General features: G+C 50.0%; 18 protein-coding genes. 3 read left to right on the top strand and 15 right to left on the bottom strand.

What is annotated here, in order from left to right:
- Nucleotides 1–27: 27 nt before the first annotated feature.
- The 5 genes from ACFQZE_RS09485 to cymR all read right to left on the bottom strand — a co-directional run bounded on the left by ACFQZE_RS09485 (nucleotide 28) and on the right by cymR (nucleotide 3,370).
- Nucleotides 28–417 carry a hypothetical protein gene (locus ACFQZE_RS09485; RefSeq protein ID WP_379356141.1) on the bottom strand — a complete coding sequence of 130 codons (390 nt, stop codon included), beginning with the start codon at nucleotides 415–417 and terminating at the stop codon, nucleotides 28–30.
- A gap of 182 nt (nucleotides 418–599) precedes the next feature.
- Nucleotides 600–803 (bottom strand): hypothetical protein, encoded by a 204-nt coding sequence (locus tag ACFQZE_RS09490; RefSeq protein WP_379356143.1) that lies wholly within the window; start codon nucleotides 801–803, stop codon nucleotides 600–602.
- A 14-nt stretch (nucleotides 804–817) separates the two neighbouring features.
- Nucleotides 818–1,354, bottom strand: a complete 537-nt coding sequence (locus ACFQZE_RS09495; RefSeq protein ID WP_379356145.1) for a PRC-barrel domain-containing protein — start codon at nucleotides 1,352–1,354, stop codon at nucleotides 818–820.
- Nucleotides 1,355–1,379: 25 nt separating this feature from the next.
- Complete coding sequence (locus tag ACFQZE_RS09500) at nucleotides 1,380–2,534, bottom strand: cysteine desulfurase family protein (protein WP_379356147.1); 1,155 nt, start codon at nucleotides 2,532–2,534, stop codon at nucleotides 1,380–1,382.
- A 416-nt stretch (nucleotides 2,535–2,950) separates the two neighbouring features.
- Nucleotides 2,951–3,370 carry a cysteine metabolism transcriptional regulator CymR gene (cymR, locus tag ACFQZE_RS09505; RefSeq protein ID WP_379356149.1) on the bottom strand — a complete coding sequence of 140 codons (420 nt, stop codon included), beginning with the start codon at nucleotides 3,368–3,370 and terminating at the stop codon, nucleotides 2,951–2,953.
- 155 nt (nucleotides 3,371–3,525) lie between these two features.
- On the opposite strand from cymR, the gene mnmA reads away from it, so the two are divergent.
- Nucleotides 3,526–4,653, top strand: coding sequence for a tRNA 2-thiouridine(34) synthase MnmA (gene mnmA / locus ACFQZE_RS09510; RefSeq protein ID WP_379356151.1), 1,128 nt, complete (start codon nucleotides 3,526–3,528; stop codon nucleotides 4,651–4,653).
- 12 nt (nucleotides 4,654–4,665) lie between these two features.
- On the opposite strand, the gene ACFQZE_RS09515 is transcribed toward mnmA, so the two are convergent.
- Nucleotides 4,666–5,916, bottom strand: a complete 1,251-nt coding sequence (locus ACFQZE_RS09515) for a hemolysin family protein (protein WP_379357000.1) — start codon at nucleotides 5,914–5,916, stop codon at nucleotides 4,666–4,668.
- A gap of 281 nt (nucleotides 5,917–6,197) precedes the next feature.
- Here ACFQZE_RS09515 and ACFQZE_RS09520 point away from each other — a divergent pair, with 281 nt between their 5' ends.
- Complete coding sequence (locus tag ACFQZE_RS09520; RefSeq protein WP_379356153.1) at nucleotides 6,198–6,761, top strand: copper resistance CopC family protein; 564 nt, start codon at nucleotides 6,198–6,200, stop codon at nucleotides 6,759–6,761.
- Nucleotides 6,758–7,846, top strand: coding sequence for a copper resistance D family protein (locus tag ACFQZE_RS09525; protein ID WP_379356155.1), 1,089 nt, complete (start codon nucleotides 6,758–6,760; stop codon nucleotides 7,844–7,846). Before ACFQZE_RS09520 ends, ACFQZE_RS09525 begins: the two co-directional genes overlap by 4 nt.
- A 20-nt stretch (nucleotides 7,847–7,866) precedes the next feature.
- Here the strand turns inward: ACFQZE_RS09525 and ACFQZE_RS09530 are convergent, their stop codons facing one another.
- The 9 genes from ACFQZE_RS09530 to dtd all read right to left on the bottom strand — a co-directional run bounded on the left by ACFQZE_RS09530 (nucleotide 7,867) and on the right by dtd (nucleotide 16,600).
- Nucleotides 7,867–9,171: a replication-associated recombination protein A gene (locus tag ACFQZE_RS09530; RefSeq protein WP_379356157.1), complete on the bottom strand. Its 1,305-nt coding sequence runs from the start codon at nucleotides 9,169–9,171 to the stop codon at nucleotides 7,867–7,869.
- 78 nt (nucleotides 9,172–9,249) lie between these two features.
- Entirely contained in the window at nucleotides 9,250–10,005 is a 756-nt protein-coding gene (locus ACFQZE_RS09535; RefSeq protein ID WP_379356159.1) for a class I SAM-dependent methyltransferase, read from the bottom strand.
- An 8-nt stretch (nucleotides 10,006–10,013) separates the two neighbouring features.
- Nucleotides 10,014–10,550: a hypothetical protein gene (locus ACFQZE_RS09540; RefSeq protein WP_379356161.1), complete on the bottom strand. Its 537-nt coding sequence runs from the start codon at nucleotides 10,548–10,550 to the stop codon at nucleotides 10,014–10,016.
- 188 nt (nucleotides 10,551–10,738) lie between these two features.
- Nucleotides 10,739–11,455 carry a YdeI/OmpD-associated family protein gene (locus ACFQZE_RS09545; RefSeq protein ID WP_379356163.1) on the bottom strand — a complete coding sequence of 239 codons (717 nt, stop codon included), beginning with the start codon at nucleotides 11,453–11,455 and terminating at the stop codon, nucleotides 10,739–10,741.
- Nucleotides 11,452–12,207 (bottom strand): tRNA threonylcarbamoyladenosine dehydratase, encoded by a 756-nt coding sequence (locus ACFQZE_RS09550; RefSeq protein WP_379356165.1) that lies wholly within the window; start codon nucleotides 12,205–12,207, stop codon nucleotides 11,452–11,454. The genes ACFQZE_RS09545 and ACFQZE_RS09550 overlap by 4 nt, the downstream gene beginning before the upstream one ends.
- Nucleotides 12,208–12,236: 29 nt before the next feature.
- Nucleotides 12,237–14,048 (bottom strand): aspartate--tRNA ligase, encoded by a 1,812-nt coding sequence (aspS, locus tag ACFQZE_RS09555; RefSeq protein WP_379356167.1) that lies wholly within the window; start codon nucleotides 14,046–14,048, stop codon nucleotides 12,237–12,239.
- Nucleotides 14,049–14,102: 54 nt separating this feature from the next.
- Complete coding sequence (gene hisS, locus ACFQZE_RS09560; RefSeq protein WP_379356169.1) at nucleotides 14,103–15,350, bottom strand: histidine--tRNA ligase; 1,248 nt, start codon at nucleotides 15,348–15,350, stop codon at nucleotides 14,103–14,105.
- 578 nt (nucleotides 15,351–15,928) lie between these two features.
- Complete coding sequence (locus ACFQZE_RS09565) at nucleotides 15,929–16,096, bottom strand: hypothetical protein (protein WP_379356171.1); 168 nt, start codon at nucleotides 16,094–16,096, stop codon at nucleotides 15,929–15,931.
- A 60-nt stretch (nucleotides 16,097–16,156) separates the two neighbouring features.
- Nucleotides 16,157–16,600, bottom strand: coding sequence for a D-aminoacyl-tRNA deacylase (gene dtd / locus ACFQZE_RS09570; protein ID WP_379356173.1), 444 nt, complete (start codon nucleotides 16,598–16,600; stop codon nucleotides 16,157–16,159).

Here is a 16,600-nt window from a genome sequence, read left to right on the forward strand (position 1 = left end):
AAAACAGCGACGCCGCTCCCAAATTTATTACGCTACATAATGACCCATGTACACATAACCGCCGATCGCTTCTGGCCAGCCCGTCTGATACACTTTCAAATAATAGACATCACCCGGCGAAACCTGTATCCCGTTCTGCGGATTAGGCACAACATTAAAATTGGCGTCCAGCACCTGCCAGCCGAATGAACCTCCCGCAGTAGAGCCTAAATAAATAATAAGAGCTGTGCCCGATTTGTAGGCATAAAACTCATGCAGACTATACGACGATCCGGCTCCGGTCGTGCTTTGATAATAAACGGGATTGCCCGAGCTTAGCTGATGACTGGTATTGGCGGCATAGACAGAGCTTGACGAAAATAGGCTTACGATCAGGGCAGCGACAATAAGCGCAAGGCCAACTATTTTTCTCATCATAAACTTCTCCTTTCCTTCCGTTCTTCATCTACCACCCACTATAGCGCCCGCTGCTAGATTTGTATACAAATTCAGAAAACTTATCAAATTATTACAATTTTTATCAAAATTTACTCGTGAAACGGACGCAAAAAAAGACGACCCCTCGGCCGTCTTTGACTGTATGCGTATGTTGGACTGCGCTAGTTCAAATGAACCTGCGAAGCCGGAATTTCATCTTCGAAAAACAGATCGTCAAGCGAGCTTAACGTGCCGTCTTCCTCTACTTGATAAACCGACATTTTTTCGCCGTTTACCGTCAATTCAATAAAACAGCCCCAGCAATAAAATTGATGGGAACCAATTTTCCCAATATCTTTGGAATTACAGTTCGGACATCTCATCATTATAACATTTCTCCCTATTCTCTGAAATTGGAAGCTGCGACGGGCTCCAATTCCGCTTCACTGACAGCCGGAACGATAATCGCGTCTTCCCCGAGCAATACCATATCCGGATCACTCGGCGCCTTCAGCCATTTACGCCCTTCCATCAGATCCGAAACAAAACCGTCAGTAAGCTCATAGCCTACTATCTGTGTACCCTGAAGCGGGTAAAAATAAACATCGGACAACAAACCAAGCTGTTCGCCTTGAACCGTTACAACGGGCATATCCTTCAGCTTCACGATTCCGGTATAAAACGCGCGTCTGATTTGCTTTGGCTTTATGCTGACTACGGCCTCTTCGCTTGAAATCATAACCGTATCATCGCCGCAACTGAGCACATCGCTCCAGCCTACTACGCGCGTGCGGACGGCAAACCATTTCGCAAATTCCAGAATGAGTCCGTTCAGCTTCCAGTTTTCGTCGAACCAGGCGTCCTTGACTGTTCCGACACGTTTGCCGGAGTGGATTACAATAACCGGCAAGCCGATCAGCTTTTGTAGTTTGATCACTTTGGATGGCAGCCTCCTGCTACAGCTACTCTCTGCGGATTCTTTTGACAATGCCGACTACCCTAGGCGCGGCGATTTCCAAATCCTCCAAAGTATTCCCCAAACCAAAGCTAAATCTTACAGCTGAATCCAATCTTTCGCTCGACAATCCCATTGCGCGAAGAACATGGGATTTTTCAAGCGATCCAGATGTGCATGCCGAGCCGCTTGCGGCCGCAATTCCCGCCATATCGAGATTCATCAGCATCGTTTCGGTATTTACGCCCAAAAAGCTAATGTTCGTAATATGCGGCAGCCTCTCCGATTCGTCGCCATTTACAACGAGTTCCGCCTCCGGAATTCCTTCTTTCAGCAGTTCTATCCATCTCTTACGAAGCTTGTCCGCAAAAAGTTGCTTATTTGCAAGCTCGTTCACACAAATGTCAACGGCCTTGGCAAATGCTGCAATTCCCGCAATATTTTCGGTGCCCGCCCGGCGTTTTCGCTCTTGCAGTCCGCCATGCTGAAGCGGCTCAAACGGAACCCCGCTTGCCGCATACAGAGCGCCTACCCCTTGAGGACCGTTTATTTTGTGGGCGGAGAAGCTCATAAAATCAACGGGAAGTTGACTTAAGTTGTATTGTACGTAGCCTAACGTCTGCACCGCGTCGACATGAAACAACGCCCCGCCCGCATGAACGGCTTCGCCGATTGCTTCGATAGGCTGAATCGTGCCGACTTCGTTGTTGCCATGCATGATGCTGACAAGAGCTGTATCCTCGCGCATAGCTTCCCGCACTCGATCCGGATCGATCCGGCCGCTCCCGTCGACGGGCAGCACCGTAAGCGAGAATCCTTCCTCCCGCTCCAGCCACTGGCATGTATGAAGAACGGCATGATGTTCCGCCGCGGTTGTTATTAAATGTGTCTTTCCCCGTTTTCGTTGGGCTCTTGCCGCCCCAATCAGCGCCATATTGTCGCTCTCTGTCCCCCCGGACGTAAAGATCAGCTCCGAGGGCTTGCAGCCGATTGCCGCGGAAACAAGATCACGCGCACGACTGAGCTGTCCCTTCGCTGCTCGTCCGTACGCGTGAGTGCTGGAGCTGTTGCCGCCGGGACCTTGCATCAGTTCCACCATCGTTCGAAGGACCTCTGGATGCATAGGCGTCGTAGCGGCATGATCGAAATAATAATTTCTCATGTACCGTCACCCTTTAAGTGTAGAACATATTAAACAGTAACTAGAGTATAACACATTAGTCAAGAACCTTTATGCACCATACGAAAAAGAGAATAATTAATCTCCAAAATTCTACATTATAAATTGACAATATAAGTGGTGGTCGAGGTTGGGGACAATACAAGTTAGAACATGGCGAGGCAATTTACGACAGGGATGCTGATCGTATAGTTGTCAAACTCGCGGGCAAAAAAAGAATAACATTTTTTAGAAAATATTTATCGACATAAAAAATAAGCCCCTCCGAGCTAAAACCGAACTGACCTGGGCAAAATCTTATGAAAAAAGGACTTTCACAACTGCAATGAGCATTACAAATGCCCGTTACAGCGTGCAAAGTCCTTTTCCATATGTTTATAGCCCAACTGCTTTATTCCCTAAATGTAGAACATGTAGCTATCCTTAGCTTCTTCTGCCTTGTAGGAAATCAGGTTTTCAAGCGTTGTGGAGTCCAGCACCTCTGCGATGCTGTCGCGAATACGCAGCCATAGATGACGTTTTGCCGGGTCATCCTCTTCCGTGAAATCTACCGGGGAAATGGGCCCTTCCAAAATGCGAATGATATCGCCGGACGTAATTTCTGCAGGGTCCTTTGACAAAATATAGCCGCCGTACGCGCCTCTTATGCTTTTCACTAGACCAGCATTCCGAAGCGGGGCGACAAGCTGCTCCAAATAATGTTCCGATAGCTGATTTCTTTCTGCGATGCTCTTGAGCGAGATTGGACCCTCTCCAAACTTCGCCGCAAGCTCCATCATAATAGTAAGTCCGTAACGGCCCTTAGTCGATATTTTCAAGGTAGCACCTCTCTCTATAAATCATTGTATTCCCATTATTCTTCTATGTTAACATACTGGACCATACCCTTGTCAAAAAGGTTGTTGCTTTCATGAAATTCTTTTGCGACTATGATACAATAATGACAGTTTCAATCAACTAGGCGGTGGAAAACATGATCAAATCAAACGCGGAAACGCGAGTCGTGGTCGGCATGTCCGGCGGCGTCGATTCGTCCGTCACAGCCCTTTTGCTCAAGCAGCAAGGGTATGACGTGATCGGCATCTTTATGAAAAATTGGGACGATACCGACGAATTCGGCCATTGCACGGCGGAAGAAGATTCCGAAGACGTAAGGCGGGTATGCGATCAGATCGGCATCCCTTATTATACTGTAAATTTTGAGAAGCAATATTTTGATAAAGTATTCAGCTATTTTCTTGACGAATATAAGCGCGGACGCACGCCGAACCCCGATGTCATGTGCAATCGCGAAATTAAGTTCGGAGATTTTTTGCAAAAGGCGCTTGAGCTGAATGCCGATTATTTGGCTACCGGCCATTACGCCAGAGTAGAACGCGACGCAAATGGAGCCACTAAGCTGCTTAGAGGCGTCGACTCCGGCAAAGACCAGACGTATTTTCTCAGCGCTCTGAATCAGGACCAGCTTGCGAAAGCGATGTTCCCGATCGGGCATCTGCCTAAGCCTGAGGTTCGCAAAATCGCAGAAGAAGCGGGGCTCTATACAGCCAAGAAAAAAGACAGCACAGGCGTATGCTTCATCGGCGAACGAAACTTCAAAGAGTTTCTAAGCGGCTACTTGCCGGCAAAGTCCGGCGATATGATCGATATTCGCACCGGTGAAAAGAAGGGCCGCCATGACGGGCTCATGTACTATACGCTTGGCCAGCGCCAAGGCCTAGGCATCGGCGGCTCCGGAACGGGATCGGGCGAGCCATGGTTTGTCGCTGACAAAGATTTGGAGCGCAACGTGCTCTACGTCGTGCAGGGGGAAAAGCATCCAAGCCTCTATTCGGAAAGCCTTGTCGCTTCCGGGGTGAACTGGATCGTTCCGACGGAGCCTGCCGGTTCGTTCAAATGCACCGCCAAATTCCGTTACCGCCAGCCGGATCAAGGCGTTACCGTAACGATGCGGCCGGACGGCACAACTTTTGTCGCGTTCGACGTGCCGCAGAAAGCTGTTACTCCGGGACAAGCTGTCGTGTTCTACGATGGCGACATCTGCCTTGGCGGCGGTACGATCGATATCGTAAACAAAATTGCGGCCGAAGTGGCCCAATGATGAAAAAAAGGCTCAGTCGGGAAAACTCATTTTCCCGCCGAGCCTTTTTTCTTCGTGCCGAACGATGTTCTCCGGGCTCTCCGCCCTTGTTTTGACCCGTATTTGCGTTATGCGCAGATGCTGCATCTCCTCGATTTGAAACTCTACATTCCCATCGCAATAAACGGATTGATCGGGCATAGGAGTAAAGCCGATTCGAGAATAAATCCAGCCTCCGATCGTATCGTACTGATCCGTACCGATGTCCGTTCCGAAAAAGCTGTTCACCTCTTCGATCAGCGCAAGTCCGCTAATGGAGTAGGTTCCGTCGTCATGCTTCACAATGGCGACCCGGTCGGGATCGAATTCATCCCTTATATCGCCTACGATCTCTTCCATAATATCTTCAAGCGTCACCAGCCCTGAGGTTCCGCCATACTCATCTATTAAAATGGCAATTTGCGACTGCTTTTTTTGCATCAATTTAAGAAGGGAGCTGATGGGGATGGAGTCCGGCACAGTCGTAATCGGTCTGACCCATTCCAATAAAGACTCATTTGATCCAGGGGAGTGCTTGAGCAAATCTTTAATATGGATGAAGCCGATAATATTGTCTTTGTCATGTTCGCATACGGGATAACGGGTTCTCATATATGCCATTGCGATCGTTTTGTTCGCCTCAAGCGTTAGTCCAATGTGCAGGCAGATCATTTCGGTCCGAGGGATCATAATTTCACGCGCCGTCGTTTCGGCAAATTCGAAAATATTGTCCACCAGCATAAATTCAGTGACGTCGATATGTCCTTTTCTATGGCTTTCCTTGAGCAGCATGCGAAAATCGTCTTCCGTTTGGACACTAATTGACTTAGGGACCGTTTGGCCCATGACAAAATGAAGCGCTGCCAGTATGATAAAAACGAGAAACCATGCGAATAGCCCGGCAACTTCTTTATTGATAAGCAAAACTCCCGACAGCCAAGGAGCCGTCCAATCCACCGCAATGTGGGCTCCAGCCCAGCCGATAGACAATGAAACGACCGTAATGCCAAGCTGGCATGCTTTCGCATAAAATGGCCGCTTGCTCATTGCCCTTTGCAGCAGCCATTCGACTTTCCCGCTCTTCCCCTTTGCCAGCAGCTCCATCCGTCCTTTGATGAGCAAATGCTGGGCCGTTACCAGAAACCCGTTGATCAAAATGAGCAAACCAACTATCGAAAGCCATACGCCAATCGGTAAAGGATCACTCAACCTATTCCCGCCGGCCGCAGCGTCTTCAACCTGCACGAGCGGCAAGCGCACCTCCCTTTTCCGTCCAAAGCCACAAAAACGCTTGGAGTATTTAATGATGTGTATTCCACGGAGCTTATACTTTATGATCGTTCCGTATGGAATAGAATCCATTTTTTAGAGGAGGCATTCAAAAAACGTTCATAACTCCGTTACGAAATACTCACTTCTTATCCCCGTATGCCGGGCAAAAAAGGCGCTATTTTGTTATAATGCTTAAAGTGGCCGGTCAAACAGCAACAAGCTTATTGCAAACAAAAATGGAGGACTGATCTAATATGAAACGAATATTTATTCTAGTTTTTGCCCTTATGCTTATGGTTCCTATGGCGGCAATGGCCCATTCTACGCTCGATACAGCTACCCCTGCCAAAGATGCTGCCGTTGACGCTTCCCCTGAAAAAATTGAAATGAGCTTCGACACAAAAATTGAAAAACTAAGCAACTTTAAATTGTTTAACGCAGCGGGAGAGCAGATGACAACGGGCAAAGCCGTTGTGGAAGGCTCCACTATGACCGGTACAGTCGATAACGTTTTGGAAAATGGCGCTTATACCGTCAAATGGACGATCATCGGCGCAGACGGACATCCGGTAGAAGGCGAATACAGCTTTTCGGTAGCGGCTCCTTCCCCTTCTCCATCCGCAACGCCAGAAGCGACGGAAGTAACGCCAAGTACAGCGCCGAGCGAGCAGCCGAGCGCTTCTCCTGCTCCTACCGCTTCCCCTGCTCCTGAGCAGCCGGCTGAAGAGGATGGCGGCAACTCCACTCTGCTGTTGACGGTCGGCGGCATTATTGCCGTTGCGGCGGTGCTGGTTCTGCTGCTTCGGAAACGTAAATGATCCTTTATTTAAGCGAAAGCTTACTCTATGTATGCTTTGCTATTTTGACGGGGTCGCTTCTGCTTCGGCTTGTGCCGGAGCGGAAGCGGCCTGCCGTTTATGTGCCGAACGCCCTGCTGCTCGCTTGCGCGCTGGCCATTCCCCTTTTGTCTTTTGTGCCCATTCATCAGTTGGCGGCGCTTTTTGCGCGTGATTTCGATATGTCTTATATCGACATGCTCAAAAGCGTTCTGCTTGACGTCAATTCGGGCAAAGCCTGGATTTGGACCGCCATTGGCTCCATCGGACTTGCCGTGCTTCTCGGCCTAAAGGCTTTTCGCAACGACAAGCATATGCCCAAAGTCGCCCTGTTTATTACTCTATTGCTTATCGTTTGGCTGGGCTATGCAAGCCACGCATCATCCTTAAGCTCGATCAAAGGACTTGTTATACATACGACGCATTTTCTAGGCTTCAGCATCTGGATCGGCATCTTGTTTGTTGTCGGCTGGTTTTCCAAAGACAGCAGCAACTGGCCCGCATTTTTAAAATGGTTTTCACCCGTCGCCATCCTATCCGTAGTCGTCACCTTGCTGGCGGGTCTTGCGCTTATGGCGTTTACAACTCCGCAATATGTAAACTCCTGGATCATTCCGTACGGCCAGGCGCTGCTGATCAAACATTTGCTTATTTTGCCGCTGCTTTTATTCGCTTTTACAAACGGCTTTTTATACAAATCTGTCGCGGCAAAGGATAGAGGCTTCAATCCCGTTAAATGGCTGAGGGTCGAAAGCGTCATCGCGCTGTTGATTTTAGCGGCTACTGCCTTTATGGGGCAGCAATCGCCGCCGCATACGTTGAAAGAGACGCTGCAGACGGTCGCTCCTTCACCTTTGTTCACTTGGCTTTACGAAGACGCGTTCAGTCCGGACATCTCGCTAAAAATGACTTTGGGACTAGAGAGCGTGCTTATGTTTGCCGCCGCCGCTGTAATGGTCGCAGGCATCCTATGGAGCTATCGCGCCAATCGCCCTTTGATCGCTTTTTCGATGGGACTGCTCACTGCCGCCTTCGGCTACTTTGGGCTCATGTTTTCCGTCTCGTAAAATAAAACCAGCAGTCACGCTCACTTAGAGCGGCGCTGCTGGTTTTGTTTAATTTTATCTTCCATTCCTTGTTCAGAAGCCTTATAAAAGTTGAGCTTCGAAAGCGGGTCGGGCAAATATTGCTGCTGCACATAGTGGTTAGGATAATCATGCGGGTATTTGTAGCCTTCATGGCCTAGCTGAGCGGCCCCTTTGTAATGCGTGTCGCGCAAGTGGAGCGGAACCTCCGCCTGACCATGGCGCTCGATAACCGCCATCACATTGCCGATCGCCACCGCCGTCGCGTTGGATTTCGGACTTTCCACCGCAAACAAAATGGCCTGCGAAATATTGTATTTTGCCTCCGGCCAACCAATCTTATGGTACGCATCCATTGCCGTCACCGCTTGAACCATCGCTTGCGGATTCGCAAGCCCAATATCCTCGCTGCACGCGACGATGAGCCGTCGCAAAAACGTCATCGGGTCCATGCCCAGCTTCTCTACAGCGTAGAAAAACCAAAACAAAGCGGCGTCGCTCGATCCTCTTACGCTTTTGTGGAAGGCGGACAGCACATCATATTGCGTCGATTGATCCGCCCTGACGCTCCGCTTGCGCACGGATTCCTGCGCCACTTCAAGCGTGATTCGCACCGTGCCGTCCTGCTCCGACGGCGTCGTCACCGCGGCAAGCTCCAAAGCGTTCAGCGAGCGTCTCACATCGCCCCCGGACATAGCCGCAATATGAGCCAGCGCCTCTTCCTCCACCTCTAGCTTCATAAAGCCTAACCCGCGCCCAGAATCGGCAATCGCCCTGCGCATCGCCGCAAGCGAATGCCTCTCTTCAAGCGCTTCAAGCTGGAACAAAGTCGACCGCGACAAAAGAGCGCCGTTTACATGGTGAAACGGATTTTCCGTGGTGGCGCCTATAAAAATGATAATGCCCTGCTCAACCGCCGGCAGAAGCGCATCCTGCCTGGAAGTGTTGAAGCGATGCACCTCATCCAGAAACAAAATCGTTTTTCGGCCATAAAGCGTTTTATTGGTACGAGCCCGGTCAATGACTTCGCGCACGTCTTTGACGGAGGCGTCCACTGCGTTCAGCTTGACGAAATCTCCCTCCGTCTTCAGCGATATAATATGCGCCAGTGTCGTTTTGCCGCAGCCTGGAGGACCGTACAGCAAAATAGAGGAAACTTGGTCGCCCTCAATCGCGCGGCGCAGCAGCTTCCCTTGTCCGACAATATGCTCCTGACCGATATAGTCATCCAGCGTCTGAGGGCGCATTCTATCCGCCAGCAGGCGGGCGCGCGGCTCTTCCGCTTCATTTAGCGTAAACAAATCCATAACTCTTTCAATCCTTTATGAGGGTATGCCTAAATGATAGCACACAAGCACACACGTTCGCCAGACGAATCAAGGCCTTTACACTTTTCCGTAATAAACTTCGGTTACGTACTCCAAGGCAACTGTGCCGTCGCACTCATGGTCCCGGAATATGTTCTCAAGCTCTTCCATCATCTCTTTATAACCGGGCTGATCCGGCGTCGGCGTATAAGAGGATGATAACATTCTCCCTTTCAAGCCCGATTCATCAACATGTTGCACCATCTGAAATGTCCGAAGGCCGGGGCCTCCATCCCTGAAATAAGGCTGCAACGTTTGTTGAGTGATGCTTTTGTGGCCTACCTTCTCATAATCCGTTCCATAGGTAAGCAGCAGCCGCTCGAATTGTTCCAAAAAGGGAGTCCCGCTCGTTTTTCTTGAGTTCCAGATGAGAACCGCTTTTCCTCCGGGCTTCATAATTTTTTTAAACTCTCTTTCTGCTCGTTCCTTGTCAAACCAATGATACGACTGAGCGCACACAATAAAATCAACCGAGCTATCGGGTAGCTCCGTCTCCTCTGCAGAACCATACGACACACGGTAGCCTCTTTGTCCGCCCAACTCCTTCAGCGCCGCCTCCCGCATCGCCTCATTAGGCTCCACTGCCACAACCTCGCTCCCGCGCTCCAGCAGCAGCTTCGAAAAAATTCCCGTTCCAGCCCCTACATCGGCAATGACGCTATTTTCCGCAAAACCAAGCTCGCCATATAAAAAATCGATAGCCTCTTTCGGGTAAGAAGGACGATACTTTACATAGTTCTCGACCCGGTTACTAAACCGTTCTTTGTTGTCCATTCCTTCATTCACTCCTTGTTATTTAAATTCGTTATGTACTGGAATACATTCGAAATAGGAGGCACATCGACTTCCTTTAATAAAGCGTTTATTAAAATGGACAGCTCTTCTTCTCGTTCATTGATATCTTCAACATAGTTTTTTTCGTAATCTTGTTTAAATTCCTCTTCACTTTGATACGAAGAAAATCTTTCCAAAACGTAAATCTCTTTAAGTTGTACGAACAACCCGATAAAGTCCTTCAAATGATTAGCAACTTTTTTTACTGGATGATCGGAATCCATCGGTTGAACGAATAAGATCGGAGCATGCTCTAGCGATTCCAAGGAATCTCCCTTTGTAGAAAAAACAAAGTGATCCCCTCCAGCTCCTGTCCAAAGAAAGATCACGCTATCTTTGGGCGTACAAAAGTATCCGTTCTCTCTGTCAAACGTTAAACATCCTCCAAACAACTCATCAAAGCCCATGCCATGCTCATTCTGAAGTTTTCGATCGATTCCAAATAAAATTTGCAGTGTTTCTGGCCGGTCATATATTCTTTGCATGTTGTTTAGCCCCCATTTAATTATTGCAGATCGCAGCTCAATCTCTCAATAATACTCTTAAAAATGGCCCGTCGTTTCTTTTTTCTTGCTTTTTTTGTGCTAATTGGCATACAAAACAAAAAAACGTCCGAAAGAATAAATTCTTTCAGACGTTTTTATTTTTTCTGCTGTAGTTGCCACTTATGGCTCTACTTATCGGTAGGCCTTTTCAAGCCCAATTCCAGCTTCTCGATAGTAGCGGCGATTCGCTTCAACTGTGTCTCTTCTTTTTTGGCGTCCAAAACCCACTTTAAATAATCGCGTTTCATGGAAACCGTTAGCGTATCGTAAAAGACGCTTGCAGACGGCGACGCCGCTAAAGCTTCCGCCAACGCTTGCGGCATGTCCGGCAACGAAGCCGTTGAGACAACAGCCGGATTAGCTTTGCCAGCCGAAGGTGATGCCGCAGTTGCCCCTGAGCTTGCTTTCTGCTTGGATGAAGAAGAGCGCGGTTTCTTGGCAGAGCCGGCAGGCCTATAGCGCATGGCCGACCAAGTCTCGTTCATCGACACCATCGCAACGCCTTCCATTCCGAGCTTCAACATCAGCACCCAGCCCGTATCGCGGTTTATATCGGTTTTGATTTTGGACGTCCCCTTTGGATACGCAATCCAAAAGAGCGCATCCTCCTCGCACACCCGAATAACGGCGGGGGCTAGCTGCTCCAGCTCGGCCAAGGACGAAACGAACAGAAGCGCAAAGCCGCAACTGTTTTCCTCCCTCTGTGCCAACTCCTCCTCGGAAGAGACCAGCATAGACTGCGGCAAAGCCAATTCCTCTGCAATCCCGTAATCGCTAGGCGGATTAATCGCGATTGCATGAAACTCCGGCTCTAGCCGCAGCTTGCGAATCAATTCGCTGTTCACAGCTCAATGCCGGCGGAGGCAAGCAAATCTTTTACAACAACGCTAACCATAATTAGCCCGGCTACCGGCGGAACGAAAGCGTTGCTGGAAGGCGGCTGTTGCGCTTTGCGAATTTCCGGAGCGTTCTCCGGCACAATACGCTGAGTTACATCCTCGCGAGGCTTCATTGGCTCCTCATCCGAAAATACAACTTTAACCCCTTTTTTAATGCCGTCCTTGCGCAGCTTGGTCCGTACAACCCGAGCAATCGGGTCGGTATGGGTTTTCGAAATATCTGCCACCTTAAACCGCGATGGGTCCATTTTGTTGGCTGCGCCCATGCTGGAGATGACGGGAATGCCTCTTTCCAGACATTGCTTTATCAAATGCACTTTGTAAATAATCGTATCGGAAGCGTCAACGACGTAGTCGAGCGGATATGCAAACAACTGCTCATACGTTTCCTCCGTATAGAACATCCGCAAAGCAATCACGTCGCACTCCGGGTTGATCAGCTTAATACGGTCTCGCATCAAATCCGCCTTCGGCTGTCCTACCGTCGTCGTGAGCGCATGGATTTGACGGTTAATATTCGTAATGTCGACAACGTCCTTGTCGATCAAAATAATACGGCCTACGCCAGTTCTAGCCAGCGCCTCCGCCGCGATGGAGCCGACGCCGCCGATGCCGAGCACGGCTACCGTGCTCCCTTTCATGCGCTCCAGCCCTTCAGGGCCGATAGCCAGTTCCGTTCTTGAAAATTGGTGCAGCATGTTCTGCCGCCTCCTTTATCTGTTCAAACTTATTTGTCGTTGCCTTCGGAAGGCGCAGCCGCTGCAGCGACCGGCTTTGGCTTAAGAACTGTGCGAATATGAAGCTGCTCTAGCTGAGACAATTCCACTTCGGACGGTGCGTCGCACAGCAAGTCGGTTGCGCTTGCCGTTTTCGGGAACGCAATCGTCTCTCTGAGGTTGGTGCGGCCAGTCAGCAGCATAACCAAACGGTCAAATCCGAACGCGATGCCGCCATGCGGAGGCGTGCCAAACTCGAATGCGTCGAGCAGGAAGCCGAACTTCTCTTGAGCCTCTTCCATTGAAAAGCCGAGAGCTTTGAACATTTGCTCTTGAACTTCGCGCTTGTAAATACGCATGGAGCCGCCGCCCACTTCATAGCCGTTCAGAACAAGGTCATACGCTTGAGCGCGGATTTTGCCCGGATCGGTATCGAAATAGTGAAGATCCTCTTCTTTTGGACGGGTGAACGGATGATGCTCCGCCACATAACGTTTGGAATCCTCGTCCCAGCCAAGCAGCGGGAAGTCCACAACCCAAGCGAATTTGAACTTGGAGTCGTCGATTAGACCGAGGTCACGGCCCAGCTTCAGACGCAAGTTGCCCAGTACGTCAGCCACTACTTTTGGCTTGTCGGCGGAGAAAGTGAGCAAGTCGCCTTCTTCTACTTGCAAACGCTCCGTCAATGCCGCAATTTCTTCCGGTTTCAGGAACTTCACGATCGGACCGCGCCACTCACCGTCTTTAACCGTGATCCAAGCAAGACCTTTGCCGCCATAACGCGCAGCAAACGGCTGCAAATCGTCAAGCTCCTTACGGCTCCAGCTTGCGCAGCCTTTTGCGTTCAGCGCTTTAACAACGCCACCGCCCGCTGCAACGCTTGCGAATACTTTTACGTCGCTGCCGGATACGATGTCGGTAATATCTTCGATTTCAAGACCGAAACGAAGGTCCGGCTTGTCGGAGCCGTATTTGTTGATAGCGTCAGCATACGTAATGCGTTGGAACGGCAGCTCAAGCTCAACGCCTACCGTTTCGCGCAGAAGCTTAGCGGAAAGCTGCTCCATCATGTCTAGCAATTGGTCTTGCGATAAGAACGAAGTCTCGATGTCGACTTGCGTAAATTCAGGCTGGCGGTCTGCACGAAGATCCTCGTCGCGGAAACAGCGGGCGATTTGGTAGTAGCGCTCAAGGCCGCCGACCATAAGAAGTTGTTTAAAAATTTGCGGCGATTGCGGCAATGCAAAAAACTCGCCTTCGTGAACGCGGCTTGGCACGAGATAATCACGAGCGCCTTCCGGCGTGCTTTTCGTCAAAATTGGCGTTTCTACTTCGATAAAACCTTCCCCGTCTAAGAAATCACGGAAAATTTTCGCCGATTTGGAGCGAAGCAGAAGCGTCTTCTGCATTTCTGGACGGCGCAAATCAAGGTAACGGTATTTCAGACGAAGCGACTCGTCTACCTCTACCCCATCTTCAATCGGGAACGGAGGTGTTTTTGCAGCGTTCATGACTTCGATTTCCGTCACGCGAATTTCAATCTCGCCAGTAGCAAGGTTGGCATTAACCGTTTCCGAATCGCGTTCTACAACTTGACCCTTTACAGCCAGTACAAATTCGTTCCGTGCGCGGTCGGCAATAGCAAGCGCGTCGCCGGAGAAATCCGGGTTAAATACGATTTGAACAATGCCCGTACGGTCGCGCAAATCAATAAACAATACTCCGCCCAAATCGCGGCGGCGCTGTACCCAGCCGTTCAGTGTAACCGTTTGTCCTACTTCCGCTTTTGTAAGCGTTCCGCAGCTATGTGTTTTCAACATCATCGTCATCAAACTCCCTATTTATCAGTATTGGCACTTTCGTGCAGGTTCAATAGCTTAGCCTAGCAATTCGTCGGCAAGAGCGGACAGAGCAACCATCTTTTGCACTCCCGTTGCCATATCTTTCAGCGCGATTTCTCCACGGCTCAGCTCGTCGTCGCCCAAAATAGCGGTAAACTTGGCTCCAAGCCGGTCAGCCGATTTGAATTGGGCTTTCATCTTGCGTCCTTGGTAATCGCGTTCCGCACGGATGCCACGCTCTCTAAGCTGGTAAGTTAGCTTAGTCACTTCGCGATCCGCAGCTTCCCCCATCGCCACAAGATAAATGTCGACTTCATTTAAATTTGGAAGCTCCGTTTTCTGGTGCTCCAGCAGTAAGATCGTCCGCTCCAGCCCAAGTCCGAAACCGACGCCCGGCTGCTCCGGCCCGCCAATATCGGATACGAGACCGTTATAGCGGCCGCCACCGCCGACGGTATCGATCGCGCCGATGCCCTCCGCCTTAAACTCGAACGCGGTATGCGTATAATAGTCGAGTCCTCTCACGAGACGGTGATTGATTTCGTAAGGAATGTTCATATCCGTCAAGCTTTGTTGAACTTTTTCGAAATGGGTCCGGCATTCTTCGTCCAAACTATCTAGAATGGAAGGGGCATCGGCAAAATGAGCCTGATCCGTCTTGCAGTCCAACACGCGAAGCGGATTGCGTTCCATCCGGGCTTGACAGTCCTTGCATAGAATGTCTCGTTTCGGCTCTAAGAACGAAAGCAGCCGCTCGCGGAAAGCAGCTCTGACCGCCGGAGTTCCGACAGAGTTAATTTCCACTCTAACTCCTTTTAAACCCACTTCCGTATAGAAAGTGTAGCCAAGCGCGATGACTTCCGCATCGAGAGCTGGCTCGGTGGAGCCGATAGCCTCAACTCCGAATTGGTGGAATTGACGGTAACGTCCCGCCTGAGCCCGCTCGTAGCGGAACATCGGTCCGATGTAATAAAGCTTTGCAATTTCGGGATCGCCGAACAGCTTGTTTTCGACGTACGAGCGCACAACGCCCGCCGTACCTTCAGGACGAAGCGTCAAGCTGCGGTCACCGCGGTCGATGAACGTATACATCTCTTTTTCGACAATATCCGTTGTTTCGCCAACGCCGCGCTGAAACAGCTCGGTCGATTCGAACATCGGCGTCCGCACTTCCCTAAAATTGTAGCGTCTGCAAATTTCGCGGGCTTTCGACTCCACGAACTGCCATTTCTCTACACTGCCCGGTAAAATATCTTGTGTACCCGGCGACTTTTGAAATTTCATGCCGCGACCTCCTGACTCCCTGTAATGTTCTTAACGCAAACAAAAAAACTCCCGCTCCAACGGCATTGCCGAAGGGACGAGAGTGATTCTCCCGTGGTACCACCCACATTCCGAGCCTATTCCGAAAAACCGGATGACAGCTCGCTTCAAAACGGGTAACGTCCGTTATACGCAAATCGGCTAATAGGTCGGGCATCATCATGCAGCCGCCGTTCGCCAACCGTTCTCAGGGATGTTCTTTCATTCAACCGGTATAAGGATGCTTTCAGCCAAGTGGCATCCCTCTCTGCGTATCCGTGTGGAATTACTTTTTCCCGTCATCGAATCCATATGAAATGATAATGATTGTTTATTTTAACGCTCCCAGCGTGGAAAGTCAATGCTGACCGTATCGTCCTTCAGCGGAATAGACAGAAAAAAACCTGCAACCACGTCGCAGGTCCAAAATAACGTATATTTTTAAAAAGGGGGTCGAGATTTATTATAGGCCTGCGATATTAATAACACGTTATAGTTAGGTTACAGTATTGTTACAATTTAGAAAGCGTTTTTATATCTTATGGGGAGCAGAATGACTGCTAGCGCAAACTGCCGGTTCTTCCTGCGTGCTGAGGCTTGCCTTCCCACTCCTCGGCTGCTTCCAAACCCGTCTCAAGCGCCGCTATGATGCGCGCCTCGCGCAAGTCCGGCACTAGCAACCGCTTAATTCCCCGCTCGACTCCCTGTTCTTTTCTAGATTGATGCATAACGGGCATTCCTCCAATATCGGTTTTCACTACCTCTATTGTTGCCCGCCGCGTGAGTCCTTAAGCCCCGCTCTCTAAAATAAGCGTAACAGGCCCGTCATTGACAAGCTGGACCTCCATCATCGCTCCAAACTTGCCCGTTTCCACCTTTAAGCCGACCCCGCGCAAAACCTCGTTAAAAGCATTGTACAATTGCTCAGCCTGCTCGGGTCTAGCGGCAGCCATAAAGTTTGGACGTCTCCCCTTGCGGCAATCGCCGTAAAGCGTAAATTGCGATACGGAGAGGATGGCTCCTCCCACATCCGTAACGGAATGATTCATTTTGCCCGCCTCGTCTTCAAAAATACGAAGACCTGCCACTTTATCCGCCATCCAGCGAACTTCTGCCATCGTATCTTCATGAGCAATGCCTACAAGCAAAACCAAGCCGGAATCGATTTGCCCCGTCGTTGCTCCATCTACCGTTACTTTTGCCGCCTTGCTCCTTTGCACAACAACTTTCAA

Origin of the sequence: Paenibacillus sp. GCM10027627 (genome assembly GCF_042675505.1) — a bacterium.
Lineage (GTDB): Bacteria > Bacillota > Bacilli > Paenibacillales > Paenibacillaceae > Pristimantibacillus.

Coding starts and splice junctions, on each gene's coding strand:
- aspS (WP_379356167.1), bottom strand. CDS start 14,048: ATGATGTTGAAAACACATAGCTGCGGAACGCTTACAAAAGCGGAAGTA.
- ACFQZE_RS09500 (WP_379356147.1), bottom strand. CDS start 2,534: ATGAGAAATTATTATTTCGATCATGCCGCTACGACGCCTATGCATCCA.
- ACFQZE_RS09550 (WP_379356165.1), bottom strand. CDS start 12,207: ATGCTGCACCAATTTTCAAGAACGGAACTGGCTATCGGCCCTGAAGGG.
- ACFQZE_RS09535 (WP_379356159.1), bottom strand. CDS start 10,005: ATGGACAACAAAGAACGGTTTAGTAACCGGGTCGAGAACTATGTAAAG.
- ACFQZE_RS09520 (WP_379356153.1), top strand. CDS start 6,198: ATGAAACGAATATTTATTCTAGTTTTTGCCCTTATGCTTATGGTTCCT.
- ACFQZE_RS09530 (WP_379356157.1), bottom strand. CDS start 9,171: ATGGATTTGTTTACGCTAAATGAAGCGGAAGAGCCGCGCGCCCGCCTG.
- mnmA (WP_379356151.1), top strand. CDS start 3,526: ATGATCAAATCAAACGCGGAAACGCGAGTCGTGGTCGGCATGTCCGGC.
- ACFQZE_RS09525 (WP_379356155.1), top strand. CDS start 6,758: ATGATCCTTTATTTAAGCGAAAGCTTACTCTATGTATGCTTTGCTATT.
- ACFQZE_RS09490 (WP_379356143.1), bottom strand. CDS start 803: ATGATGAGATGTCCGAACTGTAATTCCAAAGATATTGGGAAAATTGGT.
- ACFQZE_RS09565 (WP_379356171.1), bottom strand. CDS start 16,096: ATGCATCAATCTAGAAAAGAACAGGGAGTCGAGCGGGGAATTAAGCGG.
- ACFQZE_RS09485 (WP_379356141.1), bottom strand. CDS start 417: ATGATGAGAAAAATAGTTGGCCTTGCGCTTATTGTCGCTGCCCTGATC.
- hisS (WP_379356169.1), bottom strand. CDS start 15,350: ATGAAATTTCAAAAGTCGCCGGGTACACAAGATATTTTACCGGGCAGT.
- ACFQZE_RS09540 (WP_379356161.1), bottom strand. CDS start 10,550: ATGCAAAGAATATATGACCGGCCAGAAACACTGCAAATTTTATTTGGA.